19 protein-coding genes are annotated in these 18,888 nt (G+C 55.4%); 11 read left to right on the top strand and 8 right to left on the bottom strand.

Annotated features, from left to right (window positions below; genetic code table 11):
* The first annotated feature begins 10 nt into the window (after positions 1-10).
* Genes dam through trpS form a run of 4 tightly spaced genes read left to right on the top strand, consistent with a single transcriptional unit; the run spans position 11 to position 3,293 of the window.
* On the top strand, positions 11-823 hold the full coding sequence (gene dam / locus L466_RS19200; RefSeq protein ID WP_014171946.1) for an adenine-specific DNA-methyltransferase: 813 nt from the start codon (positions 11-13) through the stop codon (positions 821-823).
* Positions 824-864: 41 nt separating this feature from the next.
* Positions 865-1,542 carry a ribulose-phosphate 3-epimerase gene (gene rpe / locus L466_RS19195; protein ID WP_014885523.1) on the top strand — a complete coding sequence of 226 codons (678 nt, stop codon included), beginning with the start codon at positions 865-867 and terminating at the stop codon, positions 1,540-1,542.
* Complete coding sequence (gph, locus tag L466_RS19190) at positions 1,535-2,296, top strand: phosphoglycolate phosphatase (RefSeq protein WP_032680153.1); 762 nt, start codon at positions 1,535-1,537, stop codon at positions 2,294-2,296. Before rpe ends, gph begins: the two co-directional genes overlap by 8 nt.
* Positions 2,289-3,293: a tryptophan--tRNA ligase gene (trpS, locus tag L466_RS19185; protein WP_032680154.1), complete on the top strand. Its 1,005-nt coding sequence runs from the start codon at positions 2,289-2,291 to the stop codon at positions 3,291-3,293. The genes gph and trpS overlap by 8 nt, the downstream gene beginning before the upstream one ends.
* A 100-nt stretch (positions 3,294-3,393) precedes the next feature.
* Here the strand turns inward: trpS and L466_RS19180 are convergent, their stop codons facing one another.
* The 4 genes from L466_RS19180 to nirB all read right to left on the bottom strand — a co-directional run bounded on the left by L466_RS19180 (position 3,394) and on the right by nirB (position 8,086).
* Positions 3,394-3,564, bottom strand: a complete 171-nt coding sequence (locus L466_RS19180) for a YhfL family protein (protein ID WP_020884583.1) — start codon at positions 3,562-3,564, stop codon at positions 3,394-3,396.
* 145 nt (positions 3,565-3,709) lie between these two features.
* A complete protein-coding gene (gene cysG, locus L466_RS19175; RefSeq protein ID WP_020884584.1) occupies positions 3,710-5,083 on the bottom strand; it encodes a siroheme synthase CysG in 1,374 nt (457 codons plus the stop codon).
* Between the two features lie 136 nt (positions 5,084-5,219).
* Positions 5,220-5,546 carry a nitrite reductase small subunit NirD gene (gene nirD, locus L466_RS19170; RefSeq protein WP_020884585.1) on the bottom strand — a complete coding sequence of 109 codons (327 nt, stop codon included), beginning with the start codon at positions 5,544-5,546 and terminating at the stop codon, positions 5,220-5,222.
* Positions 5,543-8,086 carry a nitrite reductase large subunit NirB gene (gene nirB, locus L466_RS19165; protein WP_032680155.1) on the bottom strand — a complete coding sequence of 848 codons (2,544 nt, stop codon included), beginning with the start codon at positions 8,084-8,086 and terminating at the stop codon, positions 5,543-5,545. Before nirB ends, nirD begins: the two co-directional genes overlap by 4 nt.
* 240 nt (positions 8,087-8,326) lie before the next feature.
* Here nirB and L466_RS19160 point away from each other — a divergent pair, with 240 nt between their 5' ends.
* A complete protein-coding gene (locus tag L466_RS19160; RefSeq protein ID WP_025202868.1) occupies positions 8,327-9,643 on the top strand; it encodes a cytosine deaminase in 1,317 nt (438 codons plus the stop codon).
* A 4-nt stretch (positions 9,644-9,647) separates the two neighbouring features.
* On the opposite strand, the gene tsgA is transcribed toward L466_RS19160, so the two are convergent.
* Positions 9,648-10,832, bottom strand: coding sequence for an MFS transporter TsgA (tsgA, locus tag L466_RS19155; protein WP_020884588.1), 1,185 nt, complete (start codon positions 10,830-10,832; stop codon positions 9,648-9,650).
* A gap of 278 nt (positions 10,833-11,110) precedes the next feature.
* Between tsgA and ppiA the strand changes: the two genes are divergently transcribed.
* The 5 genes from ppiA to L466_RS19135 all read left to right on the top strand — a co-directional run bounded on the left by ppiA (position 11,111) and on the right by L466_RS19135 (position 14,451).
* On the top strand, positions 11,111-11,683 hold the full coding sequence (gene ppiA, locus L466_RS19150) for a peptidylprolyl isomerase A (RefSeq protein WP_014171936.1): 573 nt from the start codon (positions 11,111-11,113) through the stop codon (positions 11,681-11,683).
* A gap of 107 nt (positions 11,684-11,790) precedes the next feature.
* Positions 11,791-11,958, top strand: a complete 168-nt coding sequence (locus tag L466_RS22885; protein ID WP_014171935.1) for a YhfG family protein — start codon at positions 11,791-11,793, stop codon at positions 11,956-11,958.
* Positions 11,948-12,550 (top strand): putative adenosine monophosphate-protein transferase Fic, encoded by a 603-nt coding sequence (locus tag L466_RS19145; RefSeq protein ID WP_025202869.1) that lies wholly within the window; start codon positions 11,948-11,950, stop codon positions 12,548-12,550. Before L466_RS22885 ends, L466_RS19145 begins: the two co-directional genes overlap by 11 nt.
* Before the next feature lie 30 nt (positions 12,551-12,580).
* The gene (gene pabA, locus L466_RS19140; protein ID WP_032680156.1) at positions 12,581-13,144 is read left to right on the top strand and encodes an aminodeoxychorismate synthase component 2; all 564 of its coding nucleotides are present in this window, start codon (positions 12,581-12,583) and stop codon (positions 13,142-13,144) included.
* Between the two features lie 86 nt (positions 13,145-13,230).
* Complete coding sequence (locus tag L466_RS19135; RefSeq protein WP_176587021.1) at positions 13,231-14,451, top strand: bifunctional acetylornithine/succinyldiaminopimelate transaminase; 1,221 nt, start codon at positions 13,231-13,233, stop codon at positions 14,449-14,451.
* On the opposite strand, the gene L466_RS19130 is transcribed toward L466_RS19135, so the two are convergent.
* Positions 14,448-16,535 carry a YccS/YhfK family putative transporter gene (locus tag L466_RS19130; RefSeq protein ID WP_032680158.1) on the bottom strand — a complete coding sequence of 696 codons (2,088 nt, stop codon included), beginning with the start codon at positions 16,533-16,535 and terminating at the stop codon, positions 14,448-14,450. The two genes, L466_RS19135 and L466_RS19130, sit on opposite strands and share 4 nt — an antisense overlap.
* Positions 16,536-16,592: 57 nt before the next feature.
* Entirely contained in the window at positions 16,593-17,225 is a 633-nt protein-coding gene (gene crp / locus L466_RS19125; protein WP_000242758.1) for a cAMP-activated global transcriptional regulator CRP, read from the bottom strand.
* A gap of 311 nt (positions 17,226-17,536) precedes the next feature.
* Between crp and L466_RS19120 the strand changes: the two genes are divergently transcribed.
* Positions 17,537-17,941 (top strand): OsmC family protein, encoded by a 405-nt coding sequence (locus tag L466_RS19120; RefSeq protein WP_025202873.1) that lies wholly within the window; start codon positions 17,537-17,539, stop codon positions 17,939-17,941.
* A gap of 65 nt (positions 17,942-18,006) precedes the next feature.
* Here the strand turns inward: L466_RS19120 and L466_RS19115 are convergent, their stop codons facing one another.
* Positions 18,007-18,876: a phosphoribulokinase gene (locus tag L466_RS19115; RefSeq protein ID WP_014171927.1), complete on the bottom strand. Its 870-nt coding sequence runs from the start codon at positions 18,874-18,876 to the stop codon at positions 18,007-18,009.
* Between the last annotated feature and the right edge of the window lie 12 nt (positions 18,877-18,888).

Here is an 18,888-nt window from a genome sequence, read left to right on the forward strand (position 1 = left end):
GTTAGTCAGCATGAAAAAAAATCGCGCTTTTCTGAAATGGGCAGGGGGGAAATACCCCCTGCTTGATGATATTAAAAAGCACCTGCCGAAAGGCGAGTGTCTTATCGAGCCCTTTGTGGGCGCTGGATCGGTATTCCTGAATACCGATTTTTCTCGTTATATCCTGGCGGATATCAACAGCGACCTCATCAGCCTCTACAACATCGTCAAGCTGCGGACCGACGAGTACGTGGAAGAGGCTCGGAAGCTGTTTACACCCGAGCACAATAATCCGGACGTTTACTACCAGTTCCGCACTGAGTTTAATCAGAGTCAGGATCCGTTCCGCCGGGCGCTGTTGTTCCTCTATCTCAATCGACACGGCTACAACGGTCTGTGCCGGTATAATCTTCGTGGTGAATTTAACGTGCCGTTTGGCCGTTATAAGCGTCCGTATTTCCCACAGGATGAGTTGTATCACTTTGCTAAAAAAGCGCAGAATGCCGAATTCCACTGCCTCTCCTATGAAGAGTGCATGGAGCTGGCTGGTGTAAACTCGGTGGTCTATTGCGACCCGCCTTACGCACCGCTGTCCGCGACGGCAAATTTCACCGCTTATCACACCAACAGCTTCAGTCCGGCCGAGCAGGCCCGTCTGGCGGAGATGGCGGAAAAGCTGGTCAGCAAAAGAATTCCGGTGTTAATTTCGAATCACGATACCCCTGATACGCGCGAATGGTACAAAGCCGCGAAGCATTTTCAGGTTAAAGTGCGGCGTAGCATAAGCAGCAACGGCGGCACACGTAAAAAGGTGGACGAACTCCTGGCGCTTTATCGCCCCTGAGCCGTTTTGCCCGCCGGTAAACACATTTCAAGGAGATGCGGATGAAACAGTTTTTGATTGCTCCCTCAATTCTGTCGGCCGATTTTGCCCGCCTGGGTGAAGACACTGCAAAAGCACTCGCGGCGGGCGCGGATGTCGTCCATTTCGACGTTATGGATAACCACTACGTTCCTAATCTGACCATTGGCCCGATGGTGCTTAAAGCGCTGCGTAACTACGGTATTACCGCGCCGATTGACGTTCATCTGATGGTGAAACCGGTTGACCGTATCGTGCCTGATTTTGCCGCTGCGGGAGCCAGTATCATCACCTTCCACCCTGAAGCGTCTGAACATGTGGATCGCACGCTGCAGCTCATCAAAGAGAATGGCTGTAAAGCGGGTCTGGTTTTCAACCCGGCTACGCCGCTGAGCTATCTCGACCATGTGATGGATAAGCTGGATGTCATTTTGCTGATGTCCGTTAACCCGGGCTTTGGCGGTCAGTCGTTTATCCCTCATACGCTGGATAAACTGCGTGAAGTGCGCCGTCGTATTGATGAGTCAGGTTACGACATTCGTCTGGAAGTCGACGGTGGCGTAAAAGTGAATAACATTGGTGAAATTGCGGCAGCGGGCGCGGATATGTTCGTTGCAGGTTCAGCGATTTTCGACCAACCGGATTACAAAAAAGTCATTGATGAAATGCGCCGTGAACTGGCGAAGGTAAGTCATGGATAAATTGCAGGCAACACGGGGTATCGCATTTGACCTCGACGGCACGCTGGTCGACAGCGCGCCGGGCTTAACCAGCGCCGTAGACCAGGCGCTGTATGCTCTTGAACTGCCCGTTGCGGGCGAAGAGCGTGTCATCACGTGGATTGGCAATGGCGCCAATGTCCTGATGGAGCGCGCGTTGACATGGGCCCGCCAGGAGCGTGTGTCCCAGCGTTCCGCACAGGGTAAACCGAGCGTGGATCATGCGGATATCCCGCAGGAAGAACAGCTGCGTATCCTGCGTAAATTGTTTAATCGTTTCTATGAAGAGACGGTCGAAGAGGGCAGTTTCCTGTTCCCGGATGTCGCAGAAACGCTGAGTGCGCTTCATGCCAACGGCATTCCGCTGGGACTGGTGACAAACAAACCGACACCTTTTGTCGCCCCTCTGCTGGAAGCGCTGGACATCGCAAAGTATTTTTCCGTCATTGTTGGCGGTGATGATGTGCAGAACAAAAAGCCGCATCCGGAACCGTTACTGCTGGTGGCAGGAAAATTATCCTTAACGCCCGCGGAGCTGCTCTTTGTCGGTGATTCCCGCAATGATATTCTGGCTGCCAGGGCGGCGGGTTGTCCTTCAGTGGGATTAACCTATGGCTACAACTACGGTGAGGCCATCACGCTGAGTGAGCCGGACGTCGTGTTCGACCACTTCAAAGATTTGTTGCCCGCACTCGGGCTTTCGCACAGTGATAATCAGGAATTGAATAATGACTAAGCCCATCGTTTTTAGTGGCGCACAGCCGTCAGGTGAATTGACCATTGGTAACTACATGGGTGCGTTACGTCAGTGGGTCAGCATGCAGGATGATTACCATTGCATTTACTGCATCGTAGATCTGCATGCTATCACTGCACGTCAGGATCCTGAGAAGCTGCGTAAAGCCACCCTGGACACCCTGGCGCTGTATCTGGCCTGCGGAATTGATCCTGAGAAGAGCACCATTTTCGTTCAGTCTCACGTTCCAGAGCATGCGCAGCTGGGCTGGGCGCTAAACTGCTACACCTACTTCGGCGAACTGAGCCGCATGACGCAGTTCAAGGATAAATCCGCGCGCTACTCAGAAAACATCAACGCCGGTCTGTTTGATTACCCGGTACTGATGGCAGCAGACATTCTGCTGTACCAGACCAACCAGGTGCCGGTTGGCGAAGATCAGAAACAGCATCTGGAACTGAGCCGCGATATCGCCCAGCGCTTTAACGCGCTGTATGGCGACGTGTTCAAAGTGCCTGAGCCGTTCATTCCAAAATCCGGCGCACGCGTAATGTCGCTGCTGGAGCCAACCAAGAAGATGTCCAAGTCTGACGATAACCGCAACAACGTTATCGGCCTGCTGGAAGACCCGAAATCGGTGGTTAAAAAGCTCAAGCGTGCGGTGACCGACTCCGATGAGCCACCTGTTGTGCGTTACGACGTGCAGAACAAAGCGGGCGTCTCCAACCTGCTGGATATCCTCTCCGGTGTGACGGGTCAGAGCATTCCTGAGCTGGAACTACACTTCGAAGGCAAGATGTATGGTCACCTGAAAGGGGAAGTGGCGGATGCTGTTTCCGGCATGCTGACCGAGCTGCAGGAGCGTTATCACCGCTACCGTAACGACGAAGCTTTCCTGCAGAAAGTGATGAAAGAGGGCGCGGAAAAAGCCAGTGCCCGCGCGTCTGAAACCCTTAAAGCGGTGTACCAGGCGATTGGGTTTGTGGGTAAACCGTAACCCTGTTTTGTCGGGTAAGCATGAGCGCTCCCCGACAAAAAACGCGCTGAGCCAGACAAAAAACCGGGACATTCCCGGTTTTTTTACGCCTGAAAAACGCTTACTGCTGTGCGGCCGGGCCGCAGCCACCGATGATCTTAGAAATGGAAATTGCCGGGTGCAGCAGGTAATCATAGCTGCAGTTATTTTTGGTATTTTGAACGTGACCGGTGCAGGCGGTCAGAGTCGATAACATGCCTACCAGAACGGCGGCTTTTGCCAGTTTAAACATACGCATTCCTTGTCTGAAAAACCGAAAATTGGATCTAACGTGAGGGAATAAATGGAAAAATTCCATTTCGCGGGCGGTATGTTATCGAGAGCGGTAAGAGGGGAGTAGTCCGCATAAGGACTACTCCGGGAAGGGGGAATATGCGTTAGTGATTCGAGAACCAATTCAGTTTATCGCGCAGCTCCACCACGCGTCCGACAATAATCAGCGCCGGGCTTTCAACCTGCTGTGCCAGCTCACCTAACTGGGTCAGCACGCCGTTCACCACGCGCTGCTTAATGGACGTGCCGTTTTCCACCAGCGCGACGGACATATCCTCTTCCATGCCGTGCTCAAGCAGTTTGGCCTGAATGGTCGCGGCCTGGTTTAACCCCATATAGAACACCAGCGTCTGTTTTTCGGCGGCCAGGTTATGCCAGTCCAGCTCACTGCCGGTTTTCAGGTGTCCCGTCACCAGGCGTACGCTCTGGGCATAGTCACGGTGGGTCAGCGGAATGCCCGAGTAAGCTGAGCAGCCGGAGGCTGCCGTGATGCCCGGCACCACGGAAAACGGAATACCCGCGTTGCACAACGTTTCCAGCTCTTCACCGCCGCGACCAAAGATAAACGGATCGCCACCCTTGAGGCGCACCACGCGTTTTCCTTTTTGCGCTTCGCGCAGCAGGATCTGGTTAATCTCCTCCTGCGGCACACAGTGGTACCCGGCACGTTTACCGACAAATACGCGGTCAGCATCGCGGCGGACCAGGTTCATTATCTCATCGGAGACCAGACGGTCATAAACCACAATATCCGCCTGCTGGATCTGCTGCAGCCCTTTCAGCGTCAGCAAACCGGCATCGCCCGGGCCGGCACCCACCAGCACCACTTCACCACGATGATCCAGCGGCTCGCAGAGCAACTGCGCCGTCGTCTCTTCCACCGCTTTATGATCCTGATTCGCCAGCGACTGGGCCAGCCTGTCATTCACAAAGAATTTTTCCCAGAAGCGACGGCGTTCGCCCACGGTCGCGAAGGTTTGCTTAACCCGGGAACGCAGCTGCCCGGCATAGTGGGCAATCTGGCCAAGATGCTGCGGCAGGATGGCTTCCAGTTTTTCCCGCAGCAGGCGGGCCAGAACGGGAGAGCGGCCGCCGGACGATACCGCAATCATCAGCGGCGAACGGTCAATGATCGACGGCATGATAAAGCTGGCTTCCTTCGGAGCATCCACCACGTTACAGAAGATGCGGCGCGCTTCACAGGCGTCGCTGACGCGCTGATTCACTTCATCGTCATCCGTGGCGGCAATGGTCAGCCAGCAGGTATCAAGCAGGGATTCATTAAACCCCCCCTGCACCAGCGTGAGCATCCCTTCTTTTTCCCAGGCCTCAAACTGCGGGGCAAAAGCCAGGGCGTTAACGGTGAGTCGGGCTCCTGCTTCTAACAGCAAGCGCGCTTTGCGTTCAGCCACATCGCCGCCGCCTACAAGCAGACAGTCGCGATGGCGTAATTGACAGAAAATCGGCAGGTGGTCCACGACATTACCTCACAGCATTCAAGGAGGGGGTAAGAAATTGAGGTCAGGATAACAGCAGGAATCGTACAGAACATACGGTTTTTCCTGCCGTTACCCATAAGGGGTCATAAGCTTTTCATATTGAAAAGGCGAGAGATTAGCCTTTCAGCTGCACCTTACCGTCCTTCACGCGGACATCGTAGGGCTTCACGGAATAATGCTCATCTTCCATGCAATACCCGTCGCGTAAACGAAAACGCTGTTTCTTCAACGGGCTGGCGACCCAGAGTTCACCCTGATGCTCCGCGATTAATCCCCGGGACAGGACACTGGCCTCAAAGAACGGGTCGATATTGCTGATGGCAAAAACCTGTTCATCATGGCGAGGGCGGAATATCGCGACCTGCTCGTTACCCAGCAGGGCACAGACCCCGGTGGCAGGCAGAATGTCGTTAATGTTGCAGATGTTTACCCACTGGCTCATGCGTTTTCCTCCACCAGAGTCACCGGAATACGTTCATAAGGTGTCGCCGGACGATGCTGCTCGCGTTCTGCCACAACCTGCACATTCGGGTCGCGCTGGGTGCTGTTGATAAAGTGTCTGAAGCGAGTCTGCGCCGCCGGGGTGTTGACGGTTTCAGTCCACTCGCAGATCACCGCCTCGCGCAGGCGCGCCATTTCCGCTTCCAGATGGTCGTTCAGGCCCAGTTTGTCGTCAATGATGACCGATTTCAGGTACTCGATACCGCCTTCCAGGTTATCGAGCCAGGACGCGGTACGGGTCAGCTTATCGGCGGTACGGATGTAGAACATCATAAAGCGGTCGAGATACTGAATCAGCGTATCGCGGTCGAGGTCTGCAGCCAGCAGGTCTGCATGGCGTGGTTTCATGCCGCCGTTACCACAGACGTACAGGTTCCAGCCTTTCTCGGTGGCGATGATACCCACATCTTTACCCTGCGCTTCCGCACATTCGCGGGTACAACCGGAGACGCCAAACTTCATTTTGTGCGGTGTACGGATGCCTTTGTAGCGGTTCTCCAGCTCCACACCGAAGCCGACGCTGTCGCCTACGCCGTAACGGCACCAGGTGCTGCCCACACAGGTTTTCGCCATACGCAGCGCTTTCGCGTAGGCGTGGCCGGTTTCGAATCCCGCGTCAATCAGCTGACGCCAGATTTCAGGCAGGTCATCTTTCTGCGCACCAAACAGGCCGATACGCTGAGAGCCGGTGATTTTGGTATACAGGTTAAATTCACGCGCGATACGGCCAACGGCGACCAGCCCTTCCGGGGTGATTTCGCCACCGGCGGAGCGTGGGATGACGGAGTAAGTCCCGTCTTTCTGAATGTTCGCCAGGAAGTTATCGTTGGTATCCTGCAGCGGCGTATGCTCTGGTTTGAGAACGTACTCGTTCCAGCAGGAGGCCAGCAGGGAACCCACGGTAGGTTTACACACTTCACAGCCATAGCCCTGGCCGTGTTTCGCCAGCAGTTCGTCGAAGGATTTGATGCCTTCCACGCGGATCAGGTGGTACAGCTCCTGGCGAGAGTAAGCGAAATGCTCGCACAGGTTATTGTTGATTTCGATACCCTGTTTCGCCAGTTCTGCGTTCAGAACCTGTGTGACCAGCGGGATACACCCACCGCAGCCGGTACCGGCTTTGGTTTCCGCCTTCAGTGCCGCGACGGTATGGCAGCCTTTATTGATGGCCGAAATCAGCATGCCTTTGGTCACATCGAAGCAGGAGCAAATCTGCGCGCTGTCGGGCAGTTTATCCACGCCAATCGACGGCTTACCGCTGGACGCATGCGCCGGAAGGATCAGCGCGTCCGGGTTTTCCGGCAGTTCGATGGCGTTCAATACCAGCTGAAGCAGGTTACCGTAGTCGCTGGTATCGCCCACCAGCACCGCGCCGAGCAGGGTTTTGTTGTCCTGACTGACGATAAGACGTTTGTACACCTCTTTGCTTTCATCGAGGTAAACATAGCTGCGTGCGCCCGGCGTGCGGCCATGCGCATCGCCAATACCGCCTACGTCTACGCCCAGCAGTTTAAGTTTGGCGCTCAGGTCAGCCCCTTCGAAGGCGTTCTGGTTGCCGAGAATATGGTCAACGGCAACCTGCGCCATTTTGTAGCCAGGCGCGACCAGACCGTACACGCGGTTGTTCCAGCTGGCGCATTCGCCGATGGCGTAGATATCCGGGTCGGAGGTCTGGCAGGTATCGTTAATCATGATCCCGCCGCGCTGAGCGACGGCCAGACCGCACTGGGTGGCCAGCTTGTCGCGCGGGCGAATACCGGTAGAGAAGACGATAAAGTCCACTTCCAGTTCGCTGCCATCGGCAAAGCGCATGGTTTTCCGCGCTTCGGTGCCTTCCTGCACAATCTCTTTGGTGTTTTTGCTGGTGTGAACCTTCACGCCCATGCTTTCGATTTTACGGCGCAGCTGGTCACCACCCATGTGGTCAAGCTGCTCTGCCATCAGCATCGGGGCAAATTCGATGACGTGGGTTTCAACACCGAGGTTTTTCAGCGCACCGGCGGCTTCCAGACCCAGCAGCCCGCCCCCGACCACGGCGCCACGTTTACTGCGGCGTGCACATGATTCGATCGCATTGAGATCTTCGATGGTACGATAAACGAAGCAATCCTGCGTTTCCGAGCCTTTGATCGGCGGGATCCACGGGTACGAGCCAGTCGCCATGATCAGCTTGTCGTAAAAAACCGTACGTCCGGCGCTGGAGTGGATCACTTTTTCCTGACGGTTGATGGTGATAGCGCGTTCGCCCACCAGCACTTTCACGCCATGCTTCTCGTAGAAACCATCGCGCACCAGAGAGAGCTCTTCAGCGGTATGATGGGAGAAGTAGGAAGACAAGTGCACACGGTCGTACGCCTTGCGGGGTTCTTCACAGAACACGGTAATATCGAACTGGTTAGCATCGGCTTTATCGAGAAGATCCTCAATAAAGCGGTGGCCGACCATGCCGTTACCGATGATAGCGAGTCTGACTTTGCTCATTTTTGCCTCGATTTCTTTTCTATTACTGCCTACCTTAACGATTCAGCAGGGGCACTTATTGATGCAAATCAAATACGCCTTCGCCTACTCCTTAGGTGGTATATGACTGATTTGTCAGGATTTTTATAAGTTGTGGAAATCGCTGGCTTTTCGAGGTCGCCGTTTTTGTGTACAAATTAAGGGGCGCGTTGTCAAAAATGCGTACTCCCAAATTTCAGCCGCGTTTTTCAGGGGAAAGGCATGTCTACAACACCGCTTGGGCTTATCCAAAATGTTCGCTTACCGGGTCGCGAAGGGCTGTGGCAAATCGCCATTGAGCAAGGCCGTTTTGGTGGCATTACGCCGATGGGCGATACCGAAGACGAAAACGTAAGAATCTTAAACGCGCGTGGCGGCCTTGCCATCCCCCCGTTTATTGAACCGCATATCCACCTTGATACCACCCAGACGGCAGGCGAGCCGAGCTGGAACCAGTCCGGTACGCTGTTTGAAGGCATTGAGCGCTGGGCGGAGCGTAAGGCACTGCTTAGCCATGAGGATGTAAAAGCGCGCGCCTGGAAGACGCTGAAAGGACAAATTGCTAACGGTATTCAGTTTGTGCGCACCCACGTGGACGTCTCTGACCCGACGCTCACCGCCCTGAAGGCCATGCTGGAGGTGAAGCAGGAGGTTGCGCCGTGGATCACGCTGCAAATCGTGGCGTTCCCGCAGGAAGGCATCCTTTCTTACCCGGACGGCGCGGCGCTGCTTGAAGAGGCGTTGAAGCTGGGCGCCGATGTGGTCGGGGCAATCCCGCATTTTGAATTCACCCGCGAGTATGGCGTGCAATCGCTGCACATTGCCTTTGAACTGGCGAAGAAATATGACCGTCCGCTGGATATCCACTGCGATGAAATTGACGATGAGCAGTCCCGATTTCTGGAAACGGTGGCCACCCTGGCTTATGAATCAGGGATGGGCCCGCGGGTCACGGCCAGCCATACCACGGCGATGCACTCCTATAACGGAGCATACACCTCGCGGCTTTTCCGCCTGCTGAAGATGTCAGGCATCAACTTTGTCGCCAATCCACTGGTGAATATCCATTTACAGGGACGCTTTGACGATTATCCCAAACGACGCGGGATTACCCGAGTGAAGGAGCTGCTGGAGGCGGGGATCAACGTCTGTTTCGGGCATGATGATGTCTTCGACCCGTGGTACCCGCTTGGCACCGGCAATATGCTGCAGGTACTGCATATGGGGTTGCATGTGTGTCAGATGATGGGGTATTCGCAAATTGACAACGGTTTGAACCTGATAACCCACAACAGCGCCCGAACCTTCGGCCTGACGGATTACGGTATCGAAACGGGAAATCTGGCTAACCTGATCGTGCTGCCTGCGGAGAGCGGGTTTGAAGCGGTGCGCTGCCAGGTGCCGGCGCGCTGGTCGATTCGGGAGGGGCGAGTGATTGCCACGACGCAGCTTGCGCAGACGTGGATCAAAATGGACGACGTTGTGGAAGAGCACATCTTCACGAAAAACAGCCCCTTCGCTGAGCGCAAAGGGGCGTAGGGGATCAGTGGGACGCCGCTGCCGTATTATGCTGGCGGTGGCGGGTCACAAAGCCCAGAACCAGGCACATCACAAACACCACCGCGTACAAACCGTTAGCGGTATGCAGCGCGGCCAGCGGGCCGCTGTGGGCGACGATCGGGCCGGTGACCACGAAGGTCAGCATGGTGCCGATGGTGCCGCAGGTCAGCACGAAGTTCACCAGTTTCGGTGACGCCACTTTGGTCTGCAGAGAGCCCAGCGTAATGATAGAGGTGTAAATCGCACTGGAGAAGAAGCCCAGGGTCAGGATGAACCACGGCATATGCTCCGGTGAACCGTTAATGAACAGGTACATCAGCACGGTTGCCATGCCTGCCAGCACGGTCAGAATGCGCTGCAGGTCGAAGAAGCGCAGGATGAAGCTAAACGCCCACATGCCGAACATGTAAGACATCCAGAAATCGCTCACCAGTTTACCCGCGTCGTTCAGGCTCATGCCCAGGCCTTTGGCGTATTCCGGTACCCAGGAGATAAAGCCCAACTGACCGAGGATGTAGCACAGTGCGGCCACGGAGAGGAACAGTACGCCGATACCCCATTTCTCTTTCGCGACCGGCTCGTCCGTGGATTGCGCTTTTTTGCCCAGAACCGGGAATTCACAGCCGAAGGTCAGAATAAAGATTGCCACGTAGACCAGACCGATACAGGCATAAACCCAGTACCACTCAATGCTGCGTGCCAGCAGAACGGCCGCTACCATCGGGAAAATCATCCCCGCCATGCTGAAGAAGGAGTCGGTAAACAGCAGACGTGCGCCACGCTGACGGCCTTCATACATGTGGGTAATCAGGAACGTACCGATGGACATCGTGATACCGCTCACCAGACCCAGCACAAACATGGCGGCAGAGAACAGGGCGATGCTGTGGCTCACCATTAAACCCGCGACCGCGGCGACCATCAGCACGAAACCAAAACGCAGCTGCGTTTTCAGTGGAACAATTTCCATCAGCCAGGCATTCAGGAAAATGGAGATCAGGATCCCGGCGTTGAGGAAGGTAAAGGTGTTACTCATGCTGGAAACGGGCAGCTGGAAGTAGTCTGCGATATTACCCATCACCATCCCGGTGACGATCACCAACGCGCCGGTCAGGGCGTAGGAGAAGAAGCTGATCCATGTGAGCTTGATACGATTGCTGTTAGTCATGTCTGGCCTGTTCAGGAAAAGAAAAGCGCCCGAGGGGCGCTGAGAGCGGGCAGATTTTAGACATTAAAGTGATCCATTCATATCTTTTAAGAGAAATTCGATCGCTATTGCAGGTTTTTATGTGATTCAGATCACATTAATTGGCGTCATAACCAATCGTTTGCGTGGTTACAACTGTTTCAATTTCGTAAAATTAGGTAAAAGGCTGGTCTCCGTTCATACTGCTCTTTAGAATCAAGCCATTCGCTTTTTATACTGCGCTTTGTTAAGGAATTCTCATGCTCAAATCAACGCTGGCGGCTGTCGCAGCTGTGTTTGCTCTTTCTGCCGTTTCCCCTGCTGCGCTGGCAGCCAAAGGAGACCCTCACGTTCTGCTGACCACCTCCGCCGGGAATATTGAGCTGGAACTGAATAGCCAGAAAGCTCCGGTTTCTGTGAAAAACTTCCTCGACTACGTGAATAACGGTTTCTATAACGGCACCACTTTCCACCGTGTGATCCCGGGCTTTATGGTGCAGGGCGGTGGTTTTAACGAGCAAATGCAGCAAAAGCAGCCTAACGCACCGATTAAAAATGAAGCGGATAACGGCCTGCGCAACACCCGCGGTACCATCTCTATGGCGCGTACGGCAGATAAAGACAGCGCCACCAGCCAGTTCTTTATCAACGTGGCGGATAACGCCTTCCTCGACCACGGCCAGCGCGACTTCGGTTACGCGGTCTTCGGTAAAGTGGTGAAAGGGATGGATGTGGCTGACAAGATTTCTCAGGTGCAGTCCCATGACGTTGGCCCGTACCAGAATGTGCCGACAAAACCGGTTGTGATCCTCTCTGCAAAAGTTCTGCCGTAACCTTCTTTGACACGGGCGCTTCTCGCCCGTGTTTCGCTCCCCTCCCTGCGAAAGCGCGTTTTGCTGCTTATACTTGTGGCACACGGACATCTTCAGGGAGGCGTTAAGTGAAAAAACTCACCGATAAGCAAAAATCCCGTCTCTGGGAGCAGCAGCGAAACAGTAATTTCCAGGCCAGCCGCCGCCTTGAGGGGGTTGATAGCCCGCTCGTTACGCTAAACGCCCAGGATGCGCAAAGCCGTCTTGAAGAACTCAGGAGGCACTATGAGCGATAAAATCGGTGACGATCGTGACCCGTATCTCTACCCGGGTCTGAATGTGATGCGTAACCGTCTGAATATCCGCCAGGCTGACCGTCTTGCAAAGGCATCCTATGAGATCACCGCGCTGCGGGTGGCGACGCTCGGCTTAGGCCCGTCTGCGCCGGGGTTGCCGCATCTCTGTGCAATCCACCGCCACCTTTATCAGGATATTTTTGACTGGGCGGGCGATATCCGCGAAATCGATATTTATCAGGGCGACACCCGCTTCTGTCACTTCGCCTACATCGAGAAAGAGGGCAATGTCCTGATGCAGGATCTCGAGGAAGAGGGGTATCTCAACGGTCTGCAGAAAGAGGAGTTTGTGGCCCGCCTGAGTCACTACTACTGTGAGATCAACGTGCTCCATCCCTTCCGGATTGGCAACGGTATCGCTCAGCGGATCTTCTTCGAACAGCTCGCCATCCATGCAGGCTATCAGCTGAGCTGGAAAGATATCGACCCGGGCAAATGGGCGGCGGCCAACCAGAGCGGCGCAATGGGCGATTTAACGGCCCTGAACGCCATCTTTGCCAAAGTAGTGAGCGAAGCGCGGGAAACTGAGTAGAATAGGGCGGCACGTTTTTCGGGAGCCGCCATGATTCTGCTGATTGATAACTACGATTCCTTCACCTGGAACCTTTACCAGTATTTTTGTGAACTGGGTGCAGAGGTGATGGTCCGCCGCAACGACGACATCAGCCTGGCCGAAATCGACGCGCTTGCCCCGCAGAAAATCGTTATCTCGCCGGGGCCTTGCACGCCGTCGGAATCGGGCATTTCGCTGGATGTCATTCATCATTACGCCGGTAAGTTGCCCATTCTTGGCGTCTGCCTGGGCCACCAGGCCATTGGGCAGGTGTTTGGTGCCACCATTGTGCGCGCCGCCAAAGTGATGCATGGCAAAACCGCGCCGGTGACCCATACCGGCACGGGCGTGTTTACGGGACTTAATAATCCGCTTACCGTGACGCGCTACCATTCGCTGGTCATTGACCCGTCAACGCTGCCGGAATGCTTTGAGGTTACCGCCTGGAGCGATACCCGGGAGATCATGGGGATCCGACATCGTGAATGGGACCTCGAAGGGGTGCAATTCCACCCGGAGAGTATCCTCAGCGAGCAGGGACACCAGCTGCTGGCAAATTTCCTCAATCGTTGAATAGTGGTTGCCTTACTGTGATTTTTTATGCATATTTTGTGATTATATTTTCACAATCACTGTGACATAAAATGGATGGTCATGACATGGCAACTGAACAATCTGCAATTACCCGCGCGACATTCGATGAAGTCATTCTGCCGATTTATGCACCGGCTGAGTTTATCCCGGTAAAAGGGAAAGGCAGCCGAGTCTGGGATCAGCAGGGGAAAGAGTATGTTGATTTCGCCGGCGGGATTGCGGTGACGGCGCTGGGTCATTGCCATCCTGCGCTGGTGGAGGCGCTGAAAACCCAGGGGGAAACCCTGTGGCATACCAGCAACGTCTTTACCAACGAACCGGCGCTGCGTCTGGGCCGCAAGTTAATCAGCGCGACCTTCGCCGAACGCGTGCTGTTTATGAACTCCGGTACCGAAGCGAACGAAACCGCCTTCAAACTGGCGCGCTACTATGCCTCCACGCGCCACAGCCCGTACAAAACCAAAATCATTGCTTTCCACAACGCCTTCCACGGTCGCTCGCTGTTTACCGTTTCCGTCGGTGGACAGCCAAAGTATTCCGACGGTTTTGGACCAAAACCGGCCGATATTATCCATGTGCCGTTTAACGATCTGCATGCGGTAAAAGCGGTAATGGATGACCACACCTGCGCGGTGGTGGTGGAGCCGATCCAGGGAGAGGGCGGCGTAACGGCTGCCACGCCTGCGTTCCTGAAAGGGCTGCGCGACCTGTGCGATGAGCATCAGGCGCTGCTGGTATTTGATGAAGTGCAGTGCGGGATGGGCCGTACCGGCTCCCTGTTTGCCTACATGCATTACGGCGTGACGCCGGATATTCTGACCAGCGCCAAAGCGCTCGGCGGCGGCTTCCCGGTCAGTGCGGTATTAACGACGCAGGAGATTGCCTCCGCGTTCCACGTGGGTTCCCACGGCTCCACATACGGCGGCAACCCGCTGGCGAGTGCCGTCGCGGGTGCCGCGTTCGACATTATCAATACCCCTGAGGTTCTGAGCGGCGTCAATGCGAAGCGTGAGCTTTTCGTGAAACATTTGCAGCAGATTGATGACCAGTATGACGTCTTCAGCGAGATCCGCGGGATGGGGTTACTGATTGGCGCGGAGCTGAAGCCGCAGTACAAAGGCCGCGCGCGCGATTTCCTGCACGCCGCCGCCCATGAAGGGGTGATGGTGCTCAATGCCGGGCCGGACGTGATGCGCTTTGCGCCGTCGCTGGTGGTCGAAAATCAGGACATTGAAGACGGATTAAACCGTTTTGCCGCGGCGGTCGCGAAGATCGTAAACGCTTAAGACTCCGTTCGCGTTAAGCGACGGGTTAACCATATCCCGTGGTGAGGGCGCTGACGCCATGCTACCGACGAAATGGTGTGCATGGTGTTCAGATGTCCGAGAACGCGCTGCAGATGCTGCTCCAGGGTACTCATTGGCCCGTGGGTGAGCGTCTCTGGCGCCTCCAGAATGTTCGAATCCCCTGACTCGCCAGGCGCGTCATACTCGAGTCGCTGCTGACACCGCTGCAGGGCAATCTCACACGACTGCAGGTAGCGCTGCGCCAGATCGGGCGTCAGCATCGTATGTTCCCGCGCCAGCGTGGTCATGGCGTTGATATGCTCAACGATAAACTGGCTGTGCGTCACCCAGAGCTTCATGTCCGCCAGATAGTGCGAGTTAAAGCCGGGCTCCTGCATTGCCTGATTCAGCGAGTTAAACAGGGCGTTATGCGCCTGGTTGACCTTCATCCGCTGATACGCCAGCGGGGAGGGCTGCGGGTCGTCACTCAGGATCAGGCGAATGGCCTGCTGGTCGGCCTCCAGCGCATCGTGGGCGTTCTGTCTGAGCAGCCCGCTTTGCCACTGAGGCCACAGCCAGACCATGCCGCCAAAGGCAATCAGGCAGCCGATCAGGGTATCGACCAGCCTGGCGATAATAAACTGCTCGCCGTTGAGCGTGAGCAACTGCAGGGTATACACCGCCGTTACCGTAAAGCCCACCATCGCCCAGCCGTAGTTTTTGCGGATGATCAGGTAGCTCACCATCGTGATCACCAGCATCCCTGCCAGCGTATAGCCTTCCGGCACGTGAAAGTGCAGCGTAACGCCCGCAATGATCAGCCCCGCCATCGTTCCGCCTGCCCGGTGCAGAATGCGCACCCGCGTCGCGCCATAGCCGTTCTGGGTGACAAACAGGATGGTCATTAAAATCCAGTACGGTTTGGGCAGATGCAGCGCCATGCCCATCAGGCTGGCAATGCTCAGCATCACGCTAATTCGCGCGGCGTTGCGCAGGGCAGATGATTTAAGGGAGAGGTAGCTTCTGAGCGCCGGCAGCAGCGGCAGGCGTTTTTGTTTGTCGGCCATCAGGTCGCGCGGATAAAGCGGACGCTGGGTTCGTAACACGCGGGCGATACGGCTGAAGTGCCACGCGGCAAACTGACCCACTGGGTTGTCTTCATGCTGACGGGCAATCTTCTCCAGCGCGCCGAGCTGTTTGTCCATGTTAAAGCGCGTGGGGTAGCGGTGATACAGAATATCGTCAGCCAGCACCCGAAGGCGCGCGGAGACGGTTTGTGCGTTCCAGCGGATCACCGCTTCGGCATGGCTGCGCTCGACCAGTTTTTGCACCTCCTGCGGCTGGTGCAGGCTCACGGAGATATGCTCCTGTAAGTCCAGCCCCACCTGGAAGACGCGCAGTAGCCGCTTATATTCGTGGTTCTTATTGGCGGCGAGCGTATGCAGCTGCTGATAACACTGGCTTATCAGGTCCACCACCTTTTGCTGACGCGTCAGCAGGGGCGGCAGTGATTTTTCTGGATCGGTATGCTGGGTGAGCAAGGTGTATTTGGCTTCACAGTAATCCGCCAGCTGCACGTAGAGCAGGCTCAGGGATTCCCGCAGGGGCTGTTCCCGCCACAGCCAGAACCAAAACCAGTTAAACAGCCCGTACCACAGCGTACCGAGGGCGTAGATCAGTAGCGGCTCCCACACCGGCATGTTGCCCGCAAGGCTCAGCGTGAAGATGGCGGCAATCAGCGACGCGGGAAGCAAACGCGCGTGCAGTGAGCTGATTTCAGCGGTTACGCCCAGGGTCATCGCCAGGACGGTGAGGATCAGCGGCAGCGGGATATCGCGGGCCAGCAAAAGCTGCACGGCGAGGCTACAACCCGCAAACAGCGAGCCGCCCACGATCAGCCGTTTGAAAAAGCGCTTATGCGGTGTATCCAGACCGGCAATGTTGCAGCAGGCGGGAACGAGAGAGAAGAGCAGACCTTGCTGAAGATGGCCCAGAATCAGGCCCACGGCCACAGGAAGGCACAACACCAGCGTTTGTCGCAGTGCGTAGTTAACTTCCGGGTGATAAATCAGCCTGCGCCACATGGGGAATAGAGACAAAAACGGCGTGACACCTTGCGATGGCACGCCGTTTGAGCGGAATTAACGCGTTCCGTAAACCACGATGGTTTTACCGTGTGCGGAGATCAGGTTCTGATCTTCCAGCATTTTCAGAATACGGCCCACTGTTTCACGGGAGCAACCGACAATCTGACCGATTTCCTGACGGGTAATTTTAATTTGCATGCCATCAGGGTGAGTCATCGCATCGGGTTGTTTCGCCAGATTCAGCAGGGTCTGAGCGATACGGCCGGTCACGTCCAGGAAGGCGAGGTTACCCACTTTCTCAGATGTCACCTGCAGACGGCGCGCCATCTGCGAAGAAAGACGCATCAGGATGTCAGGGTTAACCTGAATCAACTGACGGAATTTCTTGTAGGAAATTTCAGCCACTTCACATGCTGTCTTTGCACGAACCCAGGCGCTACGTTCCTGGCCTTCTTCAAACAGGCCCAGTTCACCGATGAAATCGCCCTGGTTCAGATAAGAAAGGATCATCTCTTTCCCTTCTTCATCTTTGATCAGCACTGCCACCGAGCCTTTGACGATGTAATACAACGTTTCCGCTTTTTCACCCTGGTGAATCAGCGTGCTCTTCGATGGGTACTTATGAATGTGGCAATGAGACAAGAACCATTCGAGAGTCGGGTCTGTTTGCGGTTTGCCAAGCACCATGCGCTGTTATCCTCTGTTATAAGCTGTCACCAGAGTCATAAGATGCATCCGGACTCTGGGGTTGCAATCGAATTCTTACCCATACCCTGGGAAGTCGGCTATCGTAACGTTTCGCAGCCAGTAAAGTTTGATGTCCTCTGCATACATGTGTAACGTCAATGTATTACTGTAGCATCCTGAGTGTTTTAGCATAGCTTTCGCCGCGTGTCTCCTGGTGTCTCGCTTCAGCATGACGCAGGTCGCCTTCCATTGCGAGAAATGTAACGCACGCGTAATCTGTCACCAAAAATGCAACGTTGGAGTGAGTGAATATGCAAGCGCGTGTGAAATGGGTTGAAGGTTTAACGTTCCTGGGCGAGTCCGCTTCAGGACACCAGATTTTGATGGATGGTAACTCCGGCGATAAAGCACCAAGCCCAATGGAAATGGTGCTGATGGCAGCAGGTGGATGCAGTGCAATTGATGTGGTGTCGATCCTGCAAAAAGGCCGTCACGATGTGACCGACTGCGAAGTAAAACTCACCTCAGAACGCCGCGAAGAGGCACCACGCCTGTTCACCCACATTAACCTGCATTTCATCGTCAGCGGGAAAGAACTGAAAGACGCGGCGGTCTCACGCGCGGTCGATCTTTCAGCGGAGAAATACTGCTCGGTCGCCTTAATGCTCGAGAAAGCGGTAAAAATTACGCATTCGTATGAAGTGATCGACGCCTGATATTGGGGGCATCGTTCACCCTGATGCCCTCACCGAAACCCTCTCCCACGCGGAGAGGGAAATCATCAGGCGATTTTCTTCCCTTCTATCAACCGCTGTACCAACGGCATCATAATTAATTCCATTGCCAGCCCCATTTTTCCGCCCGGAACCACTAACGTATTCATGTGCGAAATAAACGAGCCCTGCAGCATCGCCAGCAGCCAGGGGTAATCAATGCCGTCGAGATTGCGGAAATGGATAACCACAAAGCTCTCATCCAGCGACGGGATACTTTTGGCCGCGAACGGGTTAGAGGTATCGACTGTCGGTACGCGCTGGAAGTTGATATGCGTGCGGGAGAACTGCGGCGTCAGGTAAGTAATGTAGTCTTCCATGGAGCGCACGACGGAATCCATCACCGCCTCGCGTGAATGGCCGCGCTCGCTGATGTCACGCGTCAGCTTCTGGATCCACTCAAGGTTCACGATGGGCACCACGCCAACCAGCAGATCCACGTGACGCGCCACGTCATGCTGCGGCGTCACCACGCCACCGTGCAACCCTTCGTAAAACAGGACGTCGGTCGGTTCCGGCAGCGGTTGCCAGGGGGTAAAGGTGCCTGGCACCTGGTTCCAGGGAACGGCTTCATCGTAGGTGTGCAGATATTTGCGTGACTGCCCCTTGCCGCTCTGGCCGTACTCCTGAAAGGTTTGCTCCAGCAGGCCGAAGTCATTGGCCTCCGGGCCGAAGTAGCTGATGTGTTTACCCAGATCGCGCGCCTTGCGGATAGCCATATCCATCTCCGGGCGCGTGTAGCGGTGAAAGCTATCGCCTTCGACCTCCGCCGCGCGGAGATTCAGTTGGGCGAAAATCTTACGAAAAGCGAGGCTGGTCGTGGTGGTTCCCGCACCACTCGAACCCGTAACGGCAATAACCGGATGTCTGGCAGACATAGCAACTCCCTG

The organism is Enterobacter sp. BIDMC 30, from assembly GCF_000534355.1.
Lineage (GTDB): Bacteria > Pseudomonadota > Gammaproteobacteria > Enterobacterales > Enterobacteriaceae > Enterobacter > Enterobacter ludwigii.